Below are 22,330 nucleotides of genomic sequence, written 5' to 3'. Positions count from 1 at the left end.
AAGACAGTAATAAAAGGCAAGATTTCTATTAGCTTTTAGGATACCAGAATGGATGCTGTCTTTTTGTCTAAAATATTTTTCCAGATCAAAATCAACCCTGCTTCTGCTCTGCTATATCGTTGACTTACTGCGGCTTGCTGATTCCCAGGCGTCTTGCAATTTGTTCCTGTAATAAGTCCCTTTCCCACAAAGCATATTTACCAGTTCTGCTGAGCTTACGGACCACTTGTCCATGATCAACAGGGCCAACCTAAATATTAGATTCATGGTTTCGTCCCAGTCTTGAAAATCACTTTGAATGCCCAGGTTTATTTTATGCTTTTTTAAAGCTATTCTTATAGATTCAGCATAATCTTCAGCGGTAAGTTGGCCGGGGTAATATCTATAATTTCAGATTTTTCTCACCAATTCCAATGGCCAATCTTACATCCATATTTTTTTTCTTTTTTATGGAAGATTTGATCTGAATTACCCTCAAGAAAGCTTCTTCGGGATTTTGAATTTCCAATCGAAAACCAACTTCCTTACTGATTTTCCACTGATCGGGCGGGGTAATAATTACCCCCAGCTGTTCCTTGAGAAAGGAAAACCAATGGTTCCGGGTAGTATTTACAGGACCGACAACCTCGCTAAAATTATCGCTACCATAATATTATTAAACGAAAAAAAGCATAGGATTGATTGCTTTATCTAAGCGAGACCTTTGGTTACCCGATTTATAATTCCCCTTTATTCATTAGCAAATTGGTTACAATATCATCGATTTGTTTTTCATTTTCCGATACATAATTCAATCCAGCTTCTTTTAAAGCATTCATATTTTTCCTAGTAGCCTCATCCATTTTTGGGGATGCATGTAATAGTTGGGCTCCAGGCGAACATATCCTTCTTTATTATTTCCAGCATCAAAAAGCCATTTTAACTGGTGGGAAACTGTTTCTGAATTTCCGGACATCATTATACTGATTAGGGGTTTGATCCATTGGGCCAAACCAAAATTTTTGGCTTGGGAATAACTATAGGTTTCATTTTCAGAACCAGTTCCTAGAGATAAAAGGTACATGTCCTTAGAAGTGGGCTTTTTTACATTTTTAAAATCCAATTTTCGAGTTTCTGCATAGGCACACATAGCCGGATTATTGGCAAATACCCCTCCGTCTATTAAAGGGTAGTTGACCCCAATGGCTGACTTGATCATCGCCACCTGAAAATAAGTGGGGGCTGCCGAAGTAGCCTGGGCCACCTCTTTAACCAAAAAGTCCTCGGAAGGAGAGAGGTTGGCATTGTGTTGGGTGAAAAATTTGGCTTTCCTGTTGTTGATTTCATAAGAAGTGATCAAACAGGGTTTTATCAATTGGCTTAACTTAATTTCTCCAAATTGTTTTTGAAGGGCTTTCCTTAATGCCTTGTTGGGGAATTTTTCATCCAATATTCCCCAAAGTCCCCTTACCTCGTGCCAAAAGGATTTATGGAAAATAGCTTTTCCATGTTTGTGATATAAATTGACCACTTCCTGAACCTTGAATTTAGGTTTTTGTGGATCTTCATCGGAGGGTGTTAATAGTCCACAGCTTAGTATTCCACCGGTACTGGTCCCAGCCACAAAGTCCAAATAATCCACTAATCTGGCCTGATCATCTCCTTTCTTTGTTGGATTTTTTCTTCAATAACCTGAAGGATAGTGCCAGGAATAATGCCTTTTATTCCTCCACCGTCGATGGATAAAATGTTGATTTTTTTCATAATGATTGGGGTAAAAAGTTTGAATAATAAAGATTAAAGTAAAGTTTTAATGTTTAAATGGCTTGAGGGCTTTTTCTGATGAAAATAGAAATAAGGGCAGCAGTTATACAACCCACGATAAAAGCAAAAAAGGTTGTTTGAAGGATGTAATTCCCAAGGGAGAAATAACTTTCTGCTTCTTGCTGGCTCATTATTTTTCTACTTACTGCGTGGTTTATGGCATTTTCAAAATAATGTGGGGTGACAATTTTATGGCTGATCAACTGGGACAGGGGGCTAAGAATGGCTATAATCGCGGATAAGACCAGGCCGGAGAAAAAAGCATTTTTCCAACTAATATACCCTTTATAATAGTGGTTCCTTTTATCCAAAAGCGCCAAAACATAGAGTAAAATGGCTATAAATGCAAAAAGGTTGGTATAGGTAGAATGGAATCCAATGTATTCATCATGAAGTCCTACAGCTCTTTCCAGCCCAATCCACAACAAACCTATAAATGTAAATATGATCCCCCATTTGATTTCAATCTCATACTTTTCATAATGAGTGCATTAGAGGTTTATTCTTACTTACAATTTACATATATTTCTTATCGAAAAAATGGAAAATGATTAAGTACCTTTTAACAATAGGGTTGATGGGGTGCTTTTTTTTTCGGTTCTTGCCAAACATCCAAAAATTTAAGGCAAGGAACCGGATGGGTGCTCGCTAAAACTGCCACTCGTGGATCTCAACAATATTTGATTGTTGTGGATAATCAATGGTATTATCCTGAGGAATTGCCCGAAAAATTTAAAATGGATAGTGTTAGGGTACAGGTGAAATACAGGGTGTTGGACAGATTGGATACTGTTTTTAAGCCAGCTCCCAATGACCTGTTGGAATTTGATTTTACTGCCCGGGCTATAAAAGTGAAAAAAATCAAACTATTGCCCCAAAGGTAAAATCCAAGGTAGAACAGATTTTAAAAATAAATAGCACGTAAAGTTGTAAATATAATAGGCCTATGGAGGAGAAATCATTTAATTCACGTCGACAATTTTTGATTAATTCAGGAGTGGCTACCCTTGGTTTTATGGGCTTAAACCAATTTCTAAACCCTTTGGCCGAGGCTCATGAGATTAATGGCTGTTTAGGATATGGACCTTTGCAAAATGATGATAAGGGAATATTGAATTTGCCTAAAGGTTTTGAATATAAAATCATTTCGAAGAAAGGAAAAATCATGGATGATGGCTGGTGGACTCCAGGGAGGCCAGATGGTATGGGAGCTTTTGAGGGGGATGATGGAAAAGTGATATTGGTTCGGAATCATGAAAACAGTCCAGATGATTTTGAAAATGGTGCATTTGGACCGGAAAATGAAAACCTTGCCCAAGCTGAACTTGATAAGTTTTATGAAAAAGGAAAGGGAAATTTACCTGCTCTGGGAGGAACAACCACCTTGGTCTACAATGAAAAAACGGGTGAGGTAGAACAAGAGTTTATGAGCCTTGCAGGAACGGTGAGAAACTGTGCGGGAGGGGTTACTCCCTGGAATTCATGGTTGACTTGTGAGGAATCAGTTGTGAAGGCAGGTGATTACAGTGGAAATCTGGAAAAAGATCACGGATTTGTCTTTGAGGTACTGGCCAAAAGAGACGGGAAGTTACAAAATGCGATTCCCATAAAAGAAATGGGAAGGTTTAACCACGAGGCGGTGGCAGTTGATCCCAGAACCGGAATAGTATTTTTGACGAGGACCGGGGTGATGGCTTGTTTTACCGCTATATTCCCCATGTTCCAGGGAAATTATACCAAGGAGGGAAACTTCAAGCCCTTTGCCTTTCCTGGGGAAAAGGAAGGGATACCCGGAATTGGAAAGGGCAACAAGAGGGTTTTTTCCAGTTGGAAAACCTCAAAGCATCTATTGGATTGACCTGGAGGATATTGGTTCCCTCATGATGATTTGAGGTACAGGGGGTATGGAAAAGGGGCTGCAAGGTTTGCTCGTGGTGAGGGGATTTGGTTTGGGGAGAACGAGCTGTATTTTGCTTGTACTAATGGAGGAGAAATAGGGGCAGGACAGGTTTTTAAGTATATTCCAGGGGAAAATGAAGGAAAAGAGAATGAATATAAAACGCCCGGTTCATTAGAGCTTTTTGCAGAACCCAATGATAGGGATTTATTAAAGAATTGTGATAATGTGGCCATTGCACCTTGGGAGATTTATTGCTTTGCGAGGACCATCCCCACCCATTTGTGGTTGGGATTACACCGGAGGGTAGGTTTTATAAACTGGCCGAGAATATTGGGTTTGAATCAGAATTTGCTGGAGGGGTGTTTTCCCTTCCGGGCAAACATATTTTGTCAATATCCAAGATGCAGGCATCACCCTGGCAATAACAGGACCCTGGAGGAATTTGAGATGAGGTTTTGGTGAGAATTTAAAAAAAAGGGTCCATCAATTCCCCTAATTATCACTAATTATTCTTGAGTGAACTGATTGGATTAATTTTATTTTACGCTGAATACTAAAATGAATATCTGCTTTTCCAGAAGGAATTTAGGAAGTAGGAAATCATTTAAATTAATTCCAGGTAACCCATTTTGATCCATGGAATGGATACCTTTGGAAAAGGGAGTTTATGATCTGCGGTGAAAAATTCAAATTTGATGCTTTTTTTGGAATTACAAATGCTGGGCTTTCAAATTCCTCAATGCAAATGAGGAATTTTTGGGTTGCTTTCAGCATCCGGCCTTAAGCTTTTGGCAAAAGAAATAAACCATTTTTCCATCATGAAGATTTTCAATCCAGCTTTCAATATGGAGAAGTTTAATGATCAATAGGGGTGGGCTTTTTATTTTCATCAATTGCTACCAGGGTGAAAGTGCCGCTAATGGCTTTTTCTCTACCCTCCTCATACATTTTTTCAATAAATATGTCCACTTGGACTTTTAAACTGGTCCGGCCAATATGGATGATATGCCCCACCAATTCGATAATGGTTCCTGCGGGAATGGGGACGGTAAAATCAATTTTATCACTTCGTACGGTAACCATTTTTTGTCTGCTGAACCGGGTGGCTGCGATAAAGGCAACCTCATCCATCAGGTGCATAGCCGTGCCACCAAACAAAGTATCATAATGGTTGATGGTATTGGGGAAAACAGCTTTAAATATTCGGGTTTCTGCGTTTTTAATTTTTTGGTCTAAATCGGTCATATTTCGTTTTCAAGTGCCAGAAAATGGGTGATTTTCCCTTTTGGATCTTCCAATGGAATGATAGTGATTTCGCAAAGGTAAGGTTCTCCATTCTTTTTATAATTAATCAATTGGGAAGAAAATGGTTTTCCTTCATTGATTTTTTTTCTTATTTGGGTTTTTGCTTTATAAGAAGAATCCTTTCCCTGTAAAAAAGAAGGGTTTTTACCAATTGCTTCAAAGACATGATAATCCGTCATTTTTTCAAAGCCTGGACTTGCCCAAAGGATGGTTTCCTGCCTATCGGTAAGTACTAAAGCATCAAACCTTTGATTTAGGAAATTCAAATCTGTTGACCAACTGAATGATTTTTGAAAAAACTTAAAGTGTGAGATAGGGATTCAAGACTTTGGTTTGCAATGCTTGGGTATAATTGGCAGGCAATGATGTCCCAACAGTGAAGAGGAACGGAGGAGGCTTTTTTGGATGGCTTTGAAAAAATTGTCATTGCAAATAGAAATTATACCGGGCAAGTAATTAACCTGCCCGGTGGGGTAATTGTTTAATTTTCGATACCAGCAACTGTGGTTTTTCTAAGTGCTTTAGCAGCTTGTACCATGCGCTCCAAAGCTGGCTCAGTTTCTTTCCATCCTCTGGTTTTAAGGCCACAGTCAGGGTTGACCCAAAGCTGTTCCTCCGGTAATACGGATTTAGCTTTTTCTAGCAATTCAACCATTTCCTCTTTGGAAGGTATCCTTGGAGAGTGGATGTCATAAACCCCTGGACCAATTTCATTGGGGTATTGGAACTCAGCAAAAGCATCTAATAACTCCATTTGAGACCTGGAACATTCGATGGTAATGACATCAGCATCCATGCCAGCAATATGTTTGATGATATCATTAAACTCTGAATAGCACATGTGTGTATGGATTTGGGTTTGTCCTCCACCACTGATGCAGAGATTCGGAAACATTCTACAGCCCAGTCCAGATAGGCTTCCCAGTCGGACTGCCTTAAGGGCAAACCTTCCCTTAGGGCAGGTTCATCAATTTGGATGATCTTGATGCCTTCTTTTTCCAAATCAGCCACCTCTTCTCTGATAGCCAGGGCAATTTGCTGACAAGTGGTTGATCTGGGCTGGTCATTTCGGACAAAGGACCATTGCAAAATGGTTACCGGCCCTGTGAGCATTCCTTTTACATTTTTTCTGTCAGGGATTGGGCAAAAGAAGTCCAACCAACGGTCATAGGCTCAGGACGGGAAACGTCTCCATAAATAATGGGAGGTTTAACGCAGCGGGAACCATAACTTTGGACCCAGCCATTTTGGGTGAAGACAAAGCCTTCCAATTGCTCCCCGAAATATTCAACCATATCATTTCTTTCAAACTCCCCATGAACCAAAACATCCAATCCAATTCCTTCCTGCCAACGTATTGCCATTTCGGTTTCACTTTTGATCAGCTCATCATATTGATTTTGAGTCAATTTCCCCTTTTTCTTTAGAGCTCGCCATTGCCTTACCTCCTTGGTTTGAGGAAAGGAACCAATGGTTGTGGTTGGGAAAAGTGGAAGGTTCAGGTTTGGGGTTTGAAGTTTTCTCCTTTCTCCAAAAGGCTTATTCCTCGTGCTATGGCCTGGTGTAAGGCTGCTTACAGCCTGTCCCACCTCTTGTTTATGGATGATGGAAGAGGTTTTTTTAGATTGGATAGCTTTTTGATTTTCCTCCAATAATTGTTGGTTTCCGGCAAACCGGAATCCAAAGCTAGTTGCTTCAAGCTTGCAATTTCACCGACTTTTTGCTTGGCAAAAGCCAACCATTGTTGGATCTCAGCCGTCAACCCTGAGCCAGATTTTTCCTCCTCCAAGTCACAGGGTGAATGAAGCAAAGAGCAACTGGAAGCTATCAATAGGCGGTTTTCACTTTTCTTGCCTTTGGCCAATTCAAGTAATTCCAAAGAAGCTTTGAAATCATTTTTCCAGATATTCCTTCCATCTACCAATCCTAAAGAAAGGCTTAGGTTTTGCGGAAGTTTATCCAATGTCTTTTCAAGTTGTTTTGGAGCCCGGACCAAATCCAAATGCAGGCCACAAACTGGCAATTCACAAGCCAGGTCCAAATTTTCATCCAGGCCGCCAAAATAAGTGGTCAAAAGGATTTTAAGGTTCGGACAAGCTTTGCGGATGGTTTTGTATGTATATTCAAAAGCTTCCTTTTCTTCCTGATCCAGATCCATGGCAAGAAAAGGTTCATCCAATTGTACCCAGGTAGCGTTTGATTCCTCCAGTTTTTTGAGGATGTCCAAATAAACAGGGACAAGGTTTTTGATCAGCTCAATTCGCTTAAAACCTTTTTCCTTTTCTTTACCCAATAGGAGGTAGGAGACCGGTCCAAGGATGACAGGTTTGGTGATGATACCCTGTCTTTTTGCCTCTTTGAACTCATCCAGGATTTTTGTGGAGAAGAGTTTAAAGGGCTGATTCTTTTTAAATTCAGGAACGATATAATGGTAATTGGTATCGAACCATTTGGTCATTTCCATGGCAATGATATCAAGGCCATTTTTCTGATAGCCCCGGGCCATGGCAAAATAAAGGTCCAGTTCAGGTTTTTTCTGGTCAGTTACAATCTCATGGTATCTTTCAGGAATAGCACCAACGGTAAAGGACATGTCCAAAACCTGATCGTAGAAGGAAAAATCATTGGAAGGGATCAGGTCAATGCCTGCTTCCTGTTGGATTTTCCAATTTTCTTCCCGGATGTTTGCACCGGTTTCCTGGAGTTCACGAAGGGTTGATTTTCCGGCCCAGTAAGCTTCACTGGCCTTTTTGAGTTGTCTTTTGCTACCAATCCGCGGGTAGCCAAGATTGTGCGTTAGCATAATTTTAAACTTTTAACGTGATAAATAGGTCAAAAGCCTTTAGCTAAACTTCACAATGCCCTGCGGATAAGAAGTGGAGGTGAAAAACAGGATATACTTTTTCCTTAGGCACACGAGTCCCATAATTTTTTGGAAAAAGCATCCTACTTGACAGGGCTTCAAATCGCGAAAGCATTGTCATTTCAATATAGGCAGGTCTCCTGGCTTGTAACATTTTTACCGTCCTTCCCACCCCGATGGTTATCGGGACAGTGGACCACTAAGGGTAAAAACTTTTCCATTACTTACAGTTGCGCGACAGCCCGTGATTTTCACACGGTTCCCTATTCACCCTGACCTTGGTCAAGGACCTATATTGGAAGATGAAGAAATCAAGTAAAGAACTTTGGGCTGCAAATATAGGGAATTCGGTTAAAGTAATTGGTTGTTGGGTAAATTAGTTATTGGTTTTCCTCTATATCAATGCTGATTGCAATAACCCTTTTATTATTTAAGGCCATATTTTAGGACTTGAACTGAAATGTGGGTTTGAATTTCTTACTTTTTGATTTGAAAATCATTAATTTCTAATAGATTTCTAGGTATACATTTGTAATGGAAAATCAAGTTCATACAGAATGGGAAAGCACCAGACAAACCAAGCAAAAGATATTTTTGAAAGGCTGAGGTCAGGGGAAGTGATTTCCATGGATGACCCGGATTACGGGAAGATTAGGAAGGCAGTTAATGAGACCATCAAGCTTTCTGTGAAACTGAATTCAGCTTGTAATATCCAGGAAATTCGGTCATGGCTCTCCGAGATCATAGGAAGCCCAATTGATGAAAGTACCACATTGTTTACGCCATTTTATACCAATGTTGGAAAAAATATAAAGCTGGGGAAAAATGTGTTTATCAACCATGCCTGCAGCTTTTTGGATTTAGGGGTATAACTATTGAAGATGAAGTGATGCTTGGCCCACGGGTGAATATAAGCTCCGAAAACCATCCAGTGGAGATTGCCTCCCGAAAGACCATGGTTCCTGCAGAAGTGATAATAAAAAGGAATGTCTGGGTCGGTGCCATTGCTACCATCCTTCCCAGGGTTACCATTGGTGAAAACTCGGTAGTAGCTGCAGGTGCGGTGGTAACAAAAGATGTGCCCTCAAACTGTTTTGTGGCAGGTGTTCCTGCAAAGGTTATTAAGAAAATAGGTCAATAAATTTCTTATATTATGAAAAATATCAATCTGTTATTAGTATTCTCAGCTTTGGTTCTCCAGGGGTGTCAAGGACAAGATTCATCCGAAACAGAACAAAAAGATTTGGAAGCCATTTTCCCTAAAGGGAAGTTAGGACCTTCTGAGTATTTTACTGGCAAAGCCTACAATTATGGCCTTGTGCCCAATGATTCAACTTATACCACTTTGGTGGGAAATGTTTTTTTTGAACCAGGGGCAAGAAGCAACTGGCATACCCATCCTGGAGGCCAAATCCTTATTATTACTGATGGTGTAGGCTATCACCAAATCGAAGGGGAGCCCATTCAGGTAATGAAAAAAGGGGATATAGTAAAATGCCCTCCCAATACCCGTCATTGGCATGGTGCAAGTCCTGATACCGGTTTACAGCAAATGTATATTGTTCCAAATACTGAGAAAGGCATAGTAGAATGGATGGAGCCGGTGACTGATGAAGAGTACAATGTTGGTGAATAAATGATCCCTTTCCTGGTTTAAATGTAATCGGTAATAGGTTTGGCTTTTAAAGCTCATTTTTATACGTTGATGGGGATACCCCCATGTATTTTTTAAATAACCTCGAAAAATAAAGTGGATCCTGAAAGTTCAGTTCGTAGCTGATTTCTTTTACAGACATGTTAGTTAGATTGAAAAGCTCACAAGCTTTTTGGACTTTTAATAAATTGAAAAAATGGATCAGTGATTGGCCGGTCTTTTTTTTGAAAAGTGAAAAAATGGTGGAGGAAGACTTATTAAACGTACGTGAAATTTCCTCAATGGTCACCGTGTCGTAAATATGTTGGTTCAAATAGTCAATGATTTCATTGACTAAATCTTCGTTGGAAGACTGAACCTTTTTGTTTGACTTAATAGAATAATAAATAAAGGAACCTAGGGTTTTATGAAGCAACATGCTCGAATACTCGAATATTTCCTCCGAAATACCATTTTTAAAAAGGTCAATCATGTATTCAAACTCTGCAATCCGGTTTTTCTCAAAAGGGATAATGATGGGTTGGTTATTATTCTGTTTTCTGAACCTTTGAAAAATTTCCTTCGCATTTACACCTGTAAAATGAACCCAGAAAATGGACCAAGGATTTTTCTCATCCGAAAAATAGGCGTGATTCTGCTTTGACTCGATGATGTAAAAAGAATTGGGAGTTAGCTGAAAACTGGATTGATTAATTTTGATGGTTCCCTTTCCTTCAATACAATAAATTAAAATGTACTCAGGGCAACCCTGTGGTCTTTTCCGGAAGTGATGAAGCGCTTTTGGAAAATAACCAATATCAGTTAAGTATAAGTTTTTAGTAAGTTCTCTTTTTGAATAATCTGTTAACAGTCTTCTTGGGATTACATTGATTTTTTCTCCTTTAAAACCGGTTTTTAGTGTTGGCTTATTTTTCATATAACAGTATAGGGTGATTGTAGTGCTAATATAATCATATTTTTATTTTTAAAAATTTGTGCTTTTGTCCATGTGTAAAATATCATTGTCCATTTACCTCCTGCCTTATTGGGCTACATTTGAGTCATAATGATTTATTAAATGATTATAAACCTACTGTTTATTCTGTATTAAAAGAATTGTTGGTTTTAATTATTCTGATAGGAGCTCCGTAGAAATACAAACAATAATTAATGAAATACTATAGGAATAAACATGTTTTACTCAGTTGTGGGAAATTTACGACTGACAAAATTAGCTTAAGAATAAATATTAAATAAATGGGAGCGTACAAGTCCATAAAACCAATATGCAAAGGTTTGGATAATCAATTTCGAAACTTAATTTGGAATACTATTGCTTTGGAGTAATAAATAATTTCAAACAATAAGTTTGTTGAAATAAAATATGGTGACGCTATATTAATAGCGCGTTTTGATTACCTAAAGAAAATCTAATTAATATCCAAAATAACATCCTTATGAAACAGTTTTCACAAAAATGGTTAAAAGGGTTTAACTCCTGTAATAGCAGGATAATTGACCCTATAACAATGGCCAAAATGCTTGGGGTTATCATTTTGATGACCTTTACAAAACTAGGTTTGGCACAATCCCAGGAAATTACCGGAAAGGTAATCTCAGGAGAGGACCAATTGCCTATTCCAGGGGCAACCGTCCTTGTAAAAGGATCCAGTACTGGAACAGTTACAGATTTTGAAGGAAATTATTCCCTGAATGTTTCCAATCCAGCAGAGGCAATTTTGTCTTTTTCCTTGTGGGCTATATTAGTCAGGAAGTTCCTGTAAACAATCAGTCACAAATAAATATCACCTTGGAACCAGATTTTGCCCAACTGGATGAAGTTGTGGTGGTGGGATATGGTGAAACCAAAAGAAGTGATCTTACAGGTGCTGTATCTTCAATAGATGGAGAAGCTGTAAAAGAATTACCTATTACTTCTGTAGATCAGGCCATCCAAGCAAGGGCGCCAGGAGTTCAGGTGACGCAAACATCAGCAGCTCCCGGAGGTGGGGTGTCGGTAAGAATTAGGGGTTCTAATTCAATTAATAGCGGAAGTGAGCCATTATATGTTGTGGACGGTTTTCCTATTTATCCAAACAATGGAGCTTATAGTGCAGGAGGGAATAGGCAATCTGCCAACGTAATGGCGTCTATTAATCCAAATGATATAGAATCTATCGAGGTGTTAAAGGATGCTTCTGCAACTTCGATATATGGTTCCAGAGGGTCCAACGGGGTAGTTTTAATTACTACTAAGCGTGGTAAAGCGGGTAAACCAAAATTTAGTTATGATGGTTCTTACTCAACTCAAACAATGTCTAATCCTATAGAAGTTTTAAATGGTGCTGAATATGCTACTTATTTAAACATTCTTGAGCAAAGCCAGGGAGGATCTCCTATTTATACTCAGGAGGAGATTAACGCATTTGGAGAAGGGACAAACTGGCTGGATGAGGTAACAAGAACAGGTTACATTCAAAATCACCAGATTACATTTTCTGGCGGAAATAAAGACAATAAATATGCATTAACGGGTAATTACCATGATAATGCGGGTATCATAAAGAAAACGAATTTTAAAAGATACGGTATAAGATTAAATCTGGATAATTCTGCATTTGATGACTTTTTAAATGTAAGTTCAAGCTGGTCATACAACCGCACGGCGTCCAACAATGCACCTACAGATCAAGGAGGGCCGGGAGGAACTATTATTACAGCATTAGGTTTAGATCCTACAACCCCGGTTTATAATGAAGATGGAACTTATGCCCTTGCTTCTTATGACGGACGTTTTTTGATTAATCCCCTGCAAGAGCTGGAATATGCTACAGATGAAGATATCACCAACCGTGTTCTTGGAAATACAACATTTACATTGAATATTACAGATCATTTGAAAGTAAAAAGTAGTATTGGAGCAGATATTTTAAATATCAATAGGACCAGTTTCTTCCCTACCGTTACGACTAGAATTGGTAGAGATAATTCAGGTGAATTAACTCTTGCTAACAGGCATTCAGCAAACATTTTGAATGAGAACCTTATAACGTATACCAACGACTTTGGTGGAGATCATTTTGTAGATGCAGTGGTGGGATATACTTATCAAAGAGAAGTGAATAAATTTTTTAGAAGTACCACCCGTGGTATTACCGCATCTTCGGTAGATCAGGCAACCCTTCAGGGAGGTCCGGACATTTTGACTCCATTTTCAAGCCGAAGAGAATGGCTATTAGAATCATTATTAGGACGTTTAAACTATAATTATGATAGTAGATATCTTCTTACTCTTACTTTTAGACGCGATGGTTCCTCCAGATTTGGAGCTCAAAACAAATGGGCTAACTTTCCATCTGTAGCCTTAGGTTGGAACATTGCGAACGAAAGCTTTTTGATGAAAAAGGGATATCCAACGTAATTAATAATCTTAAGATAAGAGGTAGCTGGGGATTAACGGGTAACTCAGAAATTCCTGTGTATAATTCATTAGCAAATCTGAATGAATACAATTATGTAATTGGTGGTAATTTAGTTTTGGGGTTAGCAGACGGCAGATTAAGTAATTCTGATCTAAAATGGGAAACAACCACAATGAGAAATATCGGTCTGGATGCTTCTTTCTTTAAAAGTCGTCTTAATTTAACCTTGGACTATTTTGATAACAAGACTGAAGACCTGTTATTATTTGTATCTATACCAAGTAGTTTAGGGTTTGAATCCATATTGAAAAATTCCGGTTCATTACAGAATAAAGGTTTTGAAATTGGTTTGGATGGTTATATAATAGATAATGGGGATTTTAAATGGAATCTAGCTGGAAACCTTTCTATCTTAAGAAATAAACTTACGGATTTAGGAAGCAGTACACCCTTCTTTTCAAGTACCACCAGTGGGCATCTTGGGGTAGCAGGTAGCTGGGTAGAAGAAGGAAACCCAATTGGAGTATGGAGAGGTTATGACTATATAGGGATCTTTCAGTCTCAGGAAGAAATCGATAATAACGCATCGCGTTCAGGTGATAAACCAGGATATCCGCGATATAGAGATGTGAATGGAGATGGCCAAATCACACCAGACGATTATACTATTATAGGTGATCCAAATCCAGATTTTACCTGGGGACTAAACTCAACATTTACTTATAAAGATCTCGATTTAGGTATTTTCCTTAGAGGTTCGCAAGGATTTGATGTAAGAAACCTTCAGGCTTCTGAATTAGGTGATGGAGTGCAAAAGATTAACCAGATTGCCGGCATTCTTACCGATTCATGGACCCCAGATAATCCAAATGCTACCAGACCAGTTATCGATGGTAACAGGGATTTTGCAAACTCCTATAGAGATTCCGATTATTTTATTGAAGATGGTTCTTTTATACGTCTACAAAATATTTCTTTAGGATATACAGTTCCATCTTTTTCAGAATTTGTTTCGAGAGCTAGAGTTTACGTAAGCGGTCAAAATTTATTTACTATTACAGATTATACAGGTTTTGATCCTGAAGTAAATAACCGTGGGCAGGATAACCTGAACAGAGGAGATGATTATGATGCGTATCCGCGATCCAGAACATTCACGGTAGGAATCAATTTAGAATTTTAATAAGCAAAACATATTATGGTAAAATTTATAAAAAAGACATGTTTAAAAGGAGTTTTTGTATTACTCCTAATGAATGTTTTCTCAGCATGCTCTGATCTTGAAGAGAATCCGGATTTTACGACGCAAGACAACTTCTTTAATACTGCCGAGCAGCTAGAATTAGGTGTGAATGCAATTTATGATGGGATTGGATATGGCCAGGATTGGGAAAATCATTTTTATAACCGTTTTGTATTCGAATGTTTGGTGGGGTATCAGGTAGGCTGGGAAAAAGGGCCTCTGAATTACCAAAATGGGAATGTTTCTCCAGACGATGTTTATATTTCAATTTACTGGAGAATTTCTTACGAGAATATTAATAGGGCAAACTCTATAATTGCCAAAGCAGACGAGCTTAAAGACGCTGGGGCAACAAATGTGGCGTTGATTGATAGAGTAAAGGCCGAAGCGCAATTTTTAAGAGCATTTTACTATTATAATTTAGTAAGATATTTTAATAATATTCCTGTAACAACAAGTCCAACCCTAAGTGACCAGGATCTACCGTCTAATGAAAATGGAGAACAAAAGGCTTTAGAGCTTATTCAGTCAGATTTGTTAATGGCAAGAGATATTCTACCAGAAAGTTATGGCCCATCAGAAGCTGGTAGAGCAACTCGTTGGGCAGCAGAAGCATTATTGATGAAAGCTTACTTACAGGGAGAAAAATGGTCTGAAGCCTACAATGTTGCTCAGACGATCATTGATGAAAGTGGAATGTCATTATTTGATGATTTTGCAAATACTTTTTCTGTGGAAACAGAGAATATGGGGCCAAGAATTTTTGAGGCTCAGGTTTCTGCTTCAGCGAATGCTGGTGAAAACCAGGTCTATCATGCCCATTTTGTGCCTGCAGATCTACCAAATGATTTAGGCGGTGTTGGATGGCATTGGTTAAATTCAACTAAAGATTTCAGAGAAAAATATGATCCAAACGATAAAAGGATAGCGGGTACATTCATACAAGAATATCCATCAAATCGTGTGGGACGTAATGATGATGGAGAATGGCCAATAGTTCGCTGGAGTCCAGATGCGCCGTACAACTTAAGCCGTTTTGGAGGTTTAGTTCCTGCAGATTCAGATCCGAATAATCCTGAAGAGCTTATCTATTCTGCTGCTTGGTCTGCTAAATATACTGAAGTTGGAATTTCTAATGCGTACATGAATGAAAAGAATATTGTTTATCTAAGATATGCAGATGTACTTTTAGGACATTCTGAAGCTGCTAATGAAAGCAATATGGGCGATCCATATTACGGTATTAACGAGGTAAGAAGAAGAGCTGGTCTAACTCCGCTTTCAGGTTTAAGTCAATCGCAGCTTCGCGACGCAATTGTAAATGAAAGAGTTTTAGAATTTGCAATGGAATCTGAGGTTTATCCTGAACTTAAAAGAAAAAGTACTTATGGTGGATCACCAGATTATTTAGGAGATTATATCGAAGATTTTATCGAAACCTATAATGTGGATAGGTCACTTTCTCCCAGAGATTATGTATTACCATTACCTTTAAATGAAGTTTTGGGTAATCCTAATGTTACTCAAAACCCAGAGTATCAATAGAAGTTATTTTAAAATTAATAGAATTAAACCTGTCTCTTTGGGCAGGTTTAATTTCATTATCTTACCAAACTGCCCAAACTCTCAATATGAATCTTCGATACCTTTTGAAATAATTTATGCTGCTTTATGCTCTGATTTAATTAACCAACTGCGGAAATAAGAGTGCCGATAAAAATAGTGAGTTTACAGAAACTCTTTTTAAAAAGGTGCCTGAAGATTCCACTATGATTTTTTTAATAATAAAATCATAGAAAATGATTCTTTTAATATGGTAGACTTCTTTTATGTCTACAATGGAGGTGGAGTAGCTATTGGAGATTTCCGGCTTTTATATAACAGATGAGAAACGTGACCTGGAAAAACAACTGGTAAAAGGTAGTGTAGTGAGAATACCTTCCAGATCGGTTGTGACCATCGTGGGAGATATGTGACTAAAGGGCTTTTCTTTTGAAAGACTGATTAAGAGGAGAAAAGAATAAAATTTCAAGATTATATCATGAGTAATATAAAATATAATTTGCCCTATTTATTGGCGCTAGCCTTCACCTCGGCAATGGGAGGCCTGTTATTTGGTTATGATTGGGTGGTAATAGGGGGAGCCAAACCATTTTATGAACTGTTTTTTGATATCAATCATTCGCCCAAATTACAAGGATGGGCAATGAGCAGTGCTTTAGTAGGCTGTATTCTGGGTGCAGTGACATCAGGAACCTTTTCCGATAAATATGGCAGGAAGATACCAATGATATGGGCCGCAGCTTTATTCATTATCTCGGCTTTTGGAAGTGGGTATGCAAATGATTTTTATTGGTTCATCATTTTCCGGTTAATAGGTGGCGTGGGTATTGGCTTGGCATCAACGCTATCCCCCATGTATATCGCAGAATTGGCCCCGCAGAACTTAGAGGAAGGTTTGTTGCCATTAACCAACTGACCATTGTAATCGGTATTTTGGCCGCACAAATCATCAACTTTTTAATTGCAGAACCAGTTCCCTGGGAATTTCCAATCAGGAATTGGCAGCTTCCTGGAATGGTACCATCGGTTGGCGATGGATGTTTTGGGCTGAGATGGTTCCTGCAATAGCCTTTTTTGTTTTAATGTTTGTTGTGCCAAAAAGTCCAAGATTCTTATTGAAAATCGGAGACTTAAAGGCCGCCTCAAGAGTTTTAACCAAGGTCGGTGGAGAGGCCTATGCACTACAGGAAGTGAAAAATATTAAGAGCACTCTCCAGGAAAATAATGACAGGGTGCATTTCAAGGAATTAAATGAACCAAAAATAAAACCCATTGTCTTCTTGGGCGTGGTATTGGCCATTTTCCAACAATGGTGCGGCATAAATGTCATTTTTAACTATGCAGAGGAAATTTTTAGTAGTGCAGGGTATAGTGTTGGAGATATGCTTTTCAATATTGTCATCACCGGAAGCGTCAACTTGGTGTTTACCCTTGTTGCCATGAAAACAGTGGACAAATGGGGCAGGAAGAAGTTGATGCTGTTTGGTTCAGGAGGCTTGTCTATCATCTATTTCGTCTTGGGATTAAGTTATTTTCAGGGTTGGACAGGTTTGCCGATACTTATTTTGGTCGTGGTGTCAATTGCCACCTATGCAATGTCACTTGCCCCTATAACTTGGTGGTATTGTCTGAAATATTTCCAAACCGGGTGAGGGGATTGGCAATGTCTCTGGCCACTTTCAGCCTTTGGGTAGCTTCATTTACCCTGGCTTTTTCCTTCCCCATTTTAAACAGTGAATTAGGGGCGTATGGTACATTTTGGGTGTACTGTGTGATTAGCATAATGGGCTTTGTTTTTATAAAAATGAAGTTACCTGAAACCAAAGGAAAAACATTGGAAGATATTGAATTGGAGTTCTTAAAATAATAGAATATGAAAAATTTTGAAACCGTAAAAGCATGGGAGGAGAAGGTAATTATTCCGACTTACGAAGTAAGTGAAGCGGAAAAGTACCCCATCTTTTTAGAAAAAAGGGTTTATCAGGGAAGCAGTGGGGCGGTTTACCCTCATCCGGTAATTGAAAAAATTAGCGATGAAAAAATCGATAAAGAATGGGATGTCATTTTCCTGGAAAACCAGTACCTCAAGATCATGGTACTACCTGCTTTGGGTGGTCGTATCCAAATGGCCTATGATAAGGTAAAGGAACGCCATTTTGTTTATTACAATGAGGTCATTAAACCTGCATTGGTAGGACTGACTGGGCCATGGATCTCAGGAGGAATAGAATTTAACTGGCCACAGCACCACAGGCCGAGTACCTATGACCCAGTGGATGCTACCATTGAGGAAAATCAAGATGGAAGTGTGACTGTTTGGGTTAGTGAATTAGAGAGAATGTTTCGGACAAAGGGAATGGCCGGATTTACGCTCCATCCTGACAAAGCTTATTTAGAAATAAAAGGTAAACTTATAATAGGACACCTCATCCCCAGACTTTCTTATGGTGGGCCAATCCGGCAGTAGCTGTTAATGATCATTACCAATCGGTATTTCCAGAGGACGTGAACGCTGTGTTTGACCATGGAAAAAGAGATGTGTCCAGGTTTCCAATTGCGACGGGAACATACTATAAAATGGATTATTCTGCAGGGGTGGATATTTCTAGGTATAAAAATATTCCTGTACCAACTTCTTATATGGCAGTCAATTCAGATTTTGATTTTGTAGGAGGCTATGAGAATGATACGCAGGCAGGTTTGCTGCATATTGCTGACCACCATGTGTCCCCGGGAAAAAAACAATGGACTTGGGAAATGGGACTTTGGTCAGGCATGGGATAGAAATTTGACCGATCGAAATGGACCCTATATCGAACTGATGTGTGGAGTTTATACTGACAATCAACCTGACTTTTCTTGGATACAACCTTACGAGGAACGTAATTTTACGCAATATTTTATGCCGTACCAACAAGTTGGGGTAGTGAAAAATGCTACTAAAGATGCCATGGTCAATGTAACCCTTCAGGATGGAAAATGCAGGTAGTGTTTATGCCACAGGAAACTTTGCCAATAGTAGCGTTATTCTTACAGCGGATGGAAAGAAAGTATTGGACGAAAATTTTGATTTCAGCCCTGCAAATGTTTTCAGCCAAACCATTGAACTGGGAAGCCTTCCTGAGGGTTCACAATTGGAGGTTTTGGATGAAAAGGGCCATAGCCTGGTGACTTGGCAACAAAATCCGATGAATTAAAACCAGTACCTGAGGCAGCAAAGTCGGTCAAAGATCCCGAAGATATCTTGACCAATGAGGAATTGTATCTGACCGGATTGCATATTGAAACAATTTTTCAATATGCAATCCGGTCAGATACAATTCCTCATTGGTCAAGATATCTTCGGGATCTTTGACCGACTTTGCTGCCTCAGGTACTGGTTTTAATTCATCGGATTTTTGTTGCCAAGTCACCAGGCTATGGCCCTTTTCATCCAAAACCTCCAATTGTGAACCCTCAGGAAGGCTTCCCAGTTCAATGGTTTGGCTGAAAACATTTGCAGGGCTGAAATCAAAATTTTCGTCCAATACTTTCTTTCCATCCGCTGTAAGAATAACGCTACTATTGGCAAAGTTTCCTGTGGCATAAACCACTACCTTGCATTTTCCATCCTGAAGGGTTACATTGACCATGGCATCTTTAGTAGCATTTTTCACTACCCCAACTTGTTGGTACGGCATAAAATATTGCGTAAAATTACGTTCCTCGTAAGGTTGTATCCAAGAAAAGTCAGGTTGATTGTCAGTATAAACTCCACACATCAGTTCGATATAGGGTCCATTTCGATCGGTCAAATTTCTATCCCATGCCTGACCAAAGTCCCCATTTCCCCAAGTCCATTGTTTTTTTCCCGGGGACACATGGTGGTCAGCAATATGCAGCAAACCTGCCTGCGTATCATTCTCATAGCCTCCTACAAAATCAAAATCTGAATTGACTGCCATATAAGAAGTTGGTACAGGAATATTTTTATACCTAGAAATATCCACCCCTGCAGAATAATCCATTTTATAGTATGTTCCCGTCGCAATTGGAAACCTGGACACATCTCTTTTTCCATGGTCAAACACAGCGTTCACGTCCTCTGGAAATACCGATTGGTAATGATCATTAACAGCTACTGCCGGATTGGCCCACCATAAGAAAGTCTGGGGATGAGGTGTCCTATTATAAAGTTTACCTTTTATTTCTAAATAAGCTTTGTCAGGATGGAGCGTAAATCCGGCCATTCCCTTTGTCCGAAACATTCTCTCTAATTCACTAACCCAAACAGTCACACTTCCATCTTGATTTTCCTCAATGGTAGCATCCACTGGGTCATAGGTACTCGGCCTGTGGTGCTGTGGCCAGTTAAATTCTATTCCTCCTGAGATCCATGGCCCAGTCAGTCCTACCAATGCAGGTTTAATGACCTCATTGTAATAAACAAAATGGCGTTCCTTTACCTTATCATAGGCCATTTGGATACGACCACCCAAAGCAGGTAGTACCATGATCTTGAGGTACTGGTTTTCCAGGAAAATGACATCCCATTCTTTATCGATTTTTTCATCGCTAATTTTTTCAATTACCGGATGAGGGTAAACCGCCCCACTGCTTCCCTGATAAACCCTTTTTTCTAAAAAGATGGGGTACTTTTCCGCTTCACTTACTTCGTAAGTCGGAATAATTACCTTCTCCTCCCATGCTTTTACGGTTTCAAAATTTTTCATATTCTATTATTTTAAGAACTCCAATTCAATATCTTCCAATGTTTTTCCTTTGGTTTCAGGTAACTTCATTTTTATAAAAACAAAGCCCATTATGCTAATCACACAGTACACCCAAAATGTACCATACGCCCCTAATTCACTGTTTAAAATGGGGAAGGAAAAAGCCAGGGTAAATGAAGCTACCCAAAGGCTGAAAGTGGCCAGAGACATTGCCAATCCCCTCACCCGGTTTGGAAATATTTCAGACAATACCACCCAAGTTATAGGGGCAAGTGACATTGCATAGGTGGCAATTGACACCACGACCAAAATAAGTATCGGCAAACCTGTCCAACCCTGAAAATAACTTAATCCCAAGACGAAATAGATGATAGACAAGCCTCCTGAACCAAACAGCATCAACTTCTTCCTGCCCCATTTGTCCACTGTTTTCATGGCAACAAGGGTAAACACCAAGTTGACGCTTCCGGTGATGACAATATTGAAAAGCATATCTCCAACACTATACCCTGCACTACTAAAAATTTCCTCTGCATAGTTAAAAATGACATTTATGCCGCACCATTGTTGGAAAATGGCCAATACCACGCCCAAGAAGACAATGGGTTTTATTTTTGGTTCATTTAATTCCTTGAAATGCACCCTGTCATTATTTTCCTGGAGAGTGCTCTTAATATTTTTCACTTCCTGTAGTGCATAGGCCTCTCCACCGACCTTGGTTAAAACTCTTGAGGCGGCCTTTAAGTCTCCGATTTTCAATAAGAATCTTGGACTTTTTGGCACAACAAACATTAAAACAAAAAAGGCTATTGCAGGAACCATCTCAGCCCAAAACATCCATCGCCAACCGATGGTACCATTCCAGGAAGCTGCCAATTCCTGATTGGAAATTCCAAGGGAACTGGTTCTGCAATTAAAAAGTTGATGATTTGTGCGGCCAAAATACCGATTACAATGGTCAGTTGGTTAATGGCAACAAACCTTCCTCTAAGTTCTGCGGGGGCCAATTCTGCGATATACATGGGGGATAGCGTTGATGCCAAGCCAATACCCACGCCACCTATTAACCGGAAAATGATGAACCAATAAAAATCATTTGCATACCCACTTCCAAAAGCCGAGATAATGAATAAAGCTGCGGCCCATATCATTGGTATCTTCCTGCCATATTTATCGGAAAAGGTTCCTGATGTCACTGCACCCAGAATACAGCCTACTAAAGCACTGCTCATTGCCCATCCTTGTAATTTGGGCGAATGATTGATATCAAAAAACAGTTCATAAAATGGTTTGGCTCCCCCTATTACCACCCAATCATAACCAAATAACAGGCCTCCCATTGCCGAGGTGAAGGCTAGCGCCAATAAATAGGGCAAATTATATTTTATATTACTCATGATATAATCTTGAAATTTTATTCTTTTCTCCTCTTAATCAGTCTTTCAAAAGAAAAGCCCTTTAGTCACATATCTCCCACGATGGTCACAACCGATCTGGAAGGTATTCTCACTACACTACCTTTTACCAGTTGTTTTTCCAGGTCACGTTTCTCATCTGTTATATAAAAGCCGGAAATCTCCAATAGCTACTCCACCTCCATTGTAGACATAAAAGAAGTCTACCATATTAAAAGAATCATTTTCTATGATTTTATTATTAAAAAAATCATAGTGGAATCTTCAGGCACCTTTTTAAAAAGAGTTTCTGTAAACTCACTATTTTTATCGGCACTCTTATTTCCGCAGTTGGTTAATTAAATCAGAGCATAAAGCAGCATAAATTATTTCAAAAGGTATCGAAGATTCATATTGAGAGTTTGGGCAGTTTGGTAAGATAATGAAATTAAACCTGCCCAAAGAGACAGGTTTAATTCTATTAATTTTAAA

The 22,330-nt window shown here is 39.1% G+C and carries 25 protein-coding genes, 4 pseudogenes and 1 riboswitch; of the genes and pseudogenes, 16 read left to right on the top strand and 13 right to left on the bottom strand.

Annotated elements, in window-relative coordinates; all coding sequences use genetic code 11:
- Window positions 1-111: 111 nt before the first annotated feature.
- From QWY93_RS13465 to QWY93_RS13450, 4 genes are all read right to left on the bottom strand, one after another.
- Complete coding sequence (locus QWY93_RS13465) at window positions 112-267, bottom strand: hypothetical protein (protein WP_290248792.1); 156 nt, start codon at window positions 265-267, stop codon at window positions 112-114.
- A gap of 547 nt (window positions 268-814) precedes the next feature.
- Window positions 815-1,621 (bottom strand): patatin-like phospholipase family protein, encoded by an 807-nt coding sequence (locus tag QWY93_RS13460; protein WP_290248791.1) that lies wholly within the window; start codon window positions 1,619-1,621, stop codon window positions 815-817.
- Entirely contained in the window at window positions 1,621-1,743 is a 123-nt protein-coding gene (locus tag QWY93_RS13455) for a hypothetical protein (RefSeq protein WP_290248790.1), read from the bottom strand. Before QWY93_RS13455 ends, QWY93_RS13460 begins: the two co-directional genes overlap by 1 nt.
- A 53-nt stretch (window positions 1,744-1,796) precedes the next feature.
- Entirely contained in the window at window positions 1,797-2,249 is a 453-nt protein-coding gene (locus tag QWY93_RS13450; RefSeq protein WP_290248875.1) for a DUF4199 domain-containing protein, read from the bottom strand.
- 195 nt (window positions 2,250-2,444) lie between these two features.
- Between QWY93_RS13450 and QWY93_RS13445 the strand changes: the two genes are divergently transcribed.
- From QWY93_RS13445 to QWY93_RS13435, 3 genes are all read left to right on the top strand, one after another.
- Window positions 2,445-2,687, top strand: coding sequence for a hypothetical protein (locus QWY93_RS13445; RefSeq protein WP_290248789.1), 243 nt, complete (start codon window positions 2,445-2,447; stop codon window positions 2,685-2,687).
- Between the two features lie 62 nt (window positions 2,688-2,749).
- Window positions 2,750-3,661: an alkaline phosphatase PhoX gene (locus QWY93_RS13440; RefSeq protein WP_290248788.1), complete on the top strand. Its 912-nt coding sequence runs from the start codon at window positions 2,750-2,752 to the stop codon at window positions 3,659-3,661.
- 30 nt (window positions 3,662-3,691) lie between these two features.
- Entirely contained in the window at window positions 3,692-4,165 is a 474-nt protein-coding gene (locus QWY93_RS13435; protein ID WP_290248787.1) for an alkaline phosphatase PhoX, read from the top strand.
- A 393-nt stretch (window positions 4,166-4,558) separates the two neighbouring features.
- On the opposite strand, the gene QWY93_RS13430 is transcribed toward QWY93_RS13435, so the two are convergent.
- From QWY93_RS13430 to QWY93_RS20015, 5 genes and pseudogenes are all read right to left on the bottom strand, one after another.
- Window positions 4,559-4,948 (bottom strand): acyl-CoA thioesterase, encoded by a 390-nt coding sequence (locus QWY93_RS13430; protein WP_290248763.1) that lies wholly within the window; start codon window positions 4,946-4,948, stop codon window positions 4,559-4,561.
- Window positions 4,945-5,274 (bottom strand): PAS domain-containing protein, encoded by a 330-nt coding sequence (locus QWY93_RS13425; protein ID WP_290248786.1) that lies wholly within the window; start codon window positions 5,272-5,274, stop codon window positions 4,945-4,947. The genes QWY93_RS13430 and QWY93_RS13425 overlap by 4 nt, the downstream gene beginning before the upstream one ends.
- A 215-nt stretch (window positions 5,275-5,489) precedes the next feature.
- Window positions 5,490-5,849, bottom strand: a complete 360-nt coding sequence (locus QWY93_RS20025) for a hypothetical protein (RefSeq protein ID WP_435380194.1) — start codon at window positions 5,847-5,849, stop codon at window positions 5,490-5,492.
- Window positions 5,750-6,597: pseudogene (locus QWY93_RS20020) on the bottom strand (hypothetical protein). Before QWY93_RS20020 ends, QWY93_RS20025 begins: the two are co-directional and overlap by 100 nt.
- Window positions 6,582-7,811, bottom strand: coding sequence for a hypothetical protein (locus tag QWY93_RS20015; protein WP_435380193.1), 1,230 nt, complete (start codon window positions 7,809-7,811; stop codon window positions 6,582-6,584). Before QWY93_RS20015 ends, QWY93_RS20020 begins: the two are co-directional and overlap by 16 nt.
- Window positions 7,812-7,984: 173 nt before the next feature.
- Window positions 7,985-8,180: riboswitch (cobalamin riboswitch) on the bottom strand.
- A gap of 248 nt (window positions 8,181-8,428) precedes the next feature.
- Between QWY93_RS20015 and QWY93_RS19705 the strand changes: the two genes are divergently transcribed.
- From QWY93_RS19705 to QWY93_RS13410, 3 genes are read left to right on the top strand one after another with little or no spacing between them, the layout of a single operon-like run.
- The gene (locus tag QWY93_RS19705; RefSeq protein WP_353959640.1) at window positions 8,429-8,743 is read left to right on the top strand and encodes an LbetaH domain-containing protein; all 315 of its coding nucleotides are present in this window, start codon (window positions 8,429-8,431) and stop codon (window positions 8,741-8,743) included.
- A gap of 32 nt (window positions 8,744-8,775) precedes the next feature.
- Window positions 8,776-9,012 (top strand): acyltransferase, encoded by a 237-nt coding sequence (locus tag QWY93_RS19700; protein ID WP_353959641.1) that lies wholly within the window; start codon window positions 8,776-8,778, stop codon window positions 9,010-9,012.
- A 12-nt stretch (window positions 9,013-9,024) separates the two neighbouring features.
- Complete coding sequence (locus QWY93_RS13410; protein ID WP_290248768.1) at window positions 9,025-9,507, top strand: cupin domain-containing protein; 483 nt, start codon at window positions 9,025-9,027, stop codon at window positions 9,505-9,507.
- Between the two features lie 46 nt (window positions 9,508-9,553).
- Here QWY93_RS13410 and QWY93_RS13405 read toward each other — a convergent pair whose 3' ends face one another.
- The gene (locus QWY93_RS13405; protein WP_290248770.1) at window positions 9,554-10,441 is read right to left on the bottom strand and encodes an AraC family transcriptional regulator; all 888 of its coding nucleotides are present in this window, start codon (window positions 10,439-10,441) and stop codon (window positions 9,554-9,556) included.
- 520 nt (window positions 10,442-10,961) lie between these two features.
- Between QWY93_RS13405 and QWY93_RS13400 the strand changes: the two genes are divergently transcribed.
- The 10 genes and pseudogenes from QWY93_RS13400 (at window position 10,962) to QWY93_RS13345 (ending at window position 18,929) form a co-directional block, all read left to right on the top strand.
- Entirely contained in the window at window positions 10,962-11,288 is a 327-nt protein-coding gene (locus QWY93_RS13400) for a carboxypeptidase-like regulatory domain-containing protein (RefSeq protein WP_290248785.1), read from the top strand.
- Window positions 11,258-12,925 carry a SusC/RagA family TonB-linked outer membrane protein gene (locus QWY93_RS13395; protein ID WP_290248784.1) on the top strand — a complete coding sequence of 556 codons (1,668 nt, stop codon included), beginning with the start codon at window positions 11,258-11,260 and terminating at the stop codon, window positions 12,923-12,925. The genes QWY93_RS13400 and QWY93_RS13395 overlap by 31 nt, the downstream gene beginning before the upstream one ends.
- Window positions 12,874-14,109, top strand: coding sequence for a SusC/RagA family TonB-linked outer membrane protein (locus tag QWY93_RS13390; RefSeq protein WP_290248783.1), 1,236 nt, complete (start codon window positions 12,874-12,876; stop codon window positions 14,107-14,109). Before QWY93_RS13395 ends, QWY93_RS13390 begins: the two co-directional genes overlap by 52 nt.
- A gap of 15 nt (window positions 14,110-14,124) precedes the next feature.
- Window positions 14,125-15,714, top strand: a complete 1,590-nt coding sequence (locus QWY93_RS13385) for a RagB/SusD family nutrient uptake outer membrane protein (RefSeq protein WP_290248773.1) — start codon at window positions 14,125-14,127, stop codon at window positions 15,712-15,714.
- 496 nt (window positions 15,715-16,210) lie between these two features.
- A pseudogene (locus QWY93_RS13380) lies at window positions 16,211-16,800 on the top strand (MFS transporter).
- A pseudogene (locus QWY93_RS13370) lies at window positions 16,770-17,599 on the top strand (MFS transporter). The pseudogenes QWY93_RS13380 and QWY93_RS13370 overlap by 31 nt, the downstream one beginning before the upstream one ends.
- Window positions 17,600-17,605: 6 nt before the next feature.
- Window positions 17,606-18,199 (top strand): DUF5107 domain-containing protein, encoded by a 594-nt coding sequence (locus QWY93_RS13360; protein WP_290248779.1) that lies wholly within the window; start codon window positions 17,606-17,608, stop codon window positions 18,197-18,199.
- Between the two features lie 5 nt (window positions 18,200-18,204).
- Window positions 18,205-18,516: pseudogene (locus QWY93_RS13355) on the top strand (DUF5107 domain-containing protein); the annotation flags it as partial.
- Window positions 18,517-18,520: 4 nt separating this feature from the next.
- Window positions 18,521-18,721 (top strand): DUF5107 domain-containing protein, encoded by a 201-nt coding sequence (locus tag QWY93_RS13350; protein WP_290248778.1) that lies wholly within the window; start codon window positions 18,521-18,523, stop codon window positions 18,719-18,721.
- On the top strand, window positions 18,705-18,929 hold the full coding sequence (locus QWY93_RS13345; RefSeq protein WP_290248777.1) for a hypothetical protein: 225 nt from the start codon (window positions 18,705-18,707) through the stop codon (window positions 18,927-18,929). Before QWY93_RS13350 ends, QWY93_RS13345 begins: the two co-directional genes overlap by 17 nt.
- Before the next feature lie 27 nt (window positions 18,930-18,956).
- On the opposite strand, the gene QWY93_RS13340 is transcribed toward QWY93_RS13345, so the two are convergent.
- The 3 genes from QWY93_RS13340 to QWY93_RS13330 are packed head-to-tail and all read right to left on the bottom strand — an operon-like array spanning window position 18,957 to window position 21,841.
- Window positions 18,957-20,444, bottom strand: coding sequence for a DUF5107 domain-containing protein (locus tag QWY93_RS13340; RefSeq protein ID WP_290248776.1), 1,488 nt, complete (start codon window positions 20,442-20,444; stop codon window positions 18,957-18,959).
- Between the two features lie 6 nt (window positions 20,445-20,450).
- Window positions 20,451-21,266 (bottom strand): MFS transporter, encoded by an 816-nt coding sequence (locus tag QWY93_RS13335; RefSeq protein WP_290248871.1) that lies wholly within the window; start codon window positions 21,264-21,266, stop codon window positions 20,451-20,453.
- A complete protein-coding gene (locus QWY93_RS13330; protein ID WP_290248774.1) occupies window positions 21,251-21,841 on the bottom strand; it encodes an MFS transporter in 591 nt (196 codons plus the stop codon). The genes QWY93_RS13335 and QWY93_RS13330 overlap by 16 nt, the downstream gene beginning before the upstream one ends.
- Between the last annotated feature and the right edge of the window lie 489 nt (window positions 21,842-22,330).

It is taken from the genome of Echinicola jeungdonensis, assembly GCF_030409905.1.
GTDB classification, from domain to species: domain Bacteria; phylum Bacteroidota; class Bacteroidia; order Cytophagales; family Cyclobacteriaceae; genus Echinicola; species Echinicola jeungdonensis.
Note: the sequence above shows the minus strand (reverse complement) of the source record. Positions and strands in the feature narration are given on the sequence as shown.

Bases quoted from the DNA above. Each gene is read 5' to 3' on its own strand.
- QWY93_RS13430 (WP_290248763.1), bottom strand. From the start codon at position 4,948: ATGACCGATTTAGACCAAAAAATTAAAAACGCAGAAACCCGAATATTT.
- QWY93_RS20015 (WP_435380193.1), bottom strand. From the start codon at position 7,811: ATGCTAACGCACAATCTTGGCTACCCGCGGATTGGTAGCAAAAGACAA.
- QWY93_RS13360 (WP_290248779.1), top strand. From the start codon at position 17,606: ATGAAAAATTTTGAAACCGTAAAAGCATGGGAGGAGAAGGTAATTATT.
- QWY93_RS13465 (WP_290248792.1), bottom strand. From the start codon at position 267: ATGAATCTAATATTTAGGTTGGCCCTGTTGATCATGGACAAGTGGTCC.
- QWY93_RS13405 (WP_290248770.1), bottom strand. From the start codon at position 10,441: ATGAAAAATAAGCCAACACTAAAAACCGGTTTTAAAGGAGAAAAAATC.
- QWY93_RS13385 (WP_290248773.1), top strand. From the start codon at position 14,125: ATGGTAAAATTTATAAAAAAGACATGTTTAAAAGGAGTTTTTGTATTA.
- QWY93_RS13335 (WP_290248871.1), bottom strand. From the start codon at position 21,266: ATGGTTCCTGCAATAGCCTTTTTTGTTTTAATGTTTGTTGTGCCAAAA.
- QWY93_RS19705 (WP_353959640.1), top strand. From the start codon at position 8,429: ATGGGAAAGCACCAGACAAACCAAGCAAAAGATATTTTTGAAAGGCTG.
- QWY93_RS13330 (WP_290248774.1), bottom strand. From the start codon at position 21,841: ATGAGTAATATAAAATATAATTTGCCCTATTTATTGGCGCTAGCCTTC.
- QWY93_RS13340 (WP_290248776.1), bottom strand. From the start codon at position 20,444: ATGAAAAATTTTGAAACCGTAAAAGCATGGGAGGAGAAGGTAATTATT.
- QWY93_RS13400 (WP_290248785.1), top strand. From the start codon at position 10,962: ATGAAACAGTTTTCACAAAAATGGTTAAAAGGGTTTAACTCCTGTAAT.
- QWY93_RS13455 (WP_290248790.1), bottom strand. From the start codon at position 1,743: ATGAAAAAAATCAACATTTTATCCATCGACGGTGGAGGAATAAAAGGC.
- QWY93_RS20025 (WP_435380194.1), bottom strand. From the start codon at position 5,849: ATGTGCTATTCAGAGTTTAATGATATCATCAAACATATTGCTGGCATG.
- QWY93_RS13345 (WP_290248777.1), top strand. From the start codon at position 18,705: ATGGAAAATGCAGGTAGTGTTTATGCCACAGGAAACTTTGCCAATAGT.
- QWY93_RS13410 (WP_290248768.1), top strand. From the start codon at position 9,025: ATGAAAAATATCAATCTGTTATTAGTATTCTCAGCTTTGGTTCTCCAG.
- QWY93_RS13440 (WP_290248788.1), top strand. From the start codon at position 2,750: ATGGAGGAGAAATCATTTAATTCACGTCGACAATTTTTGATTAATTCA.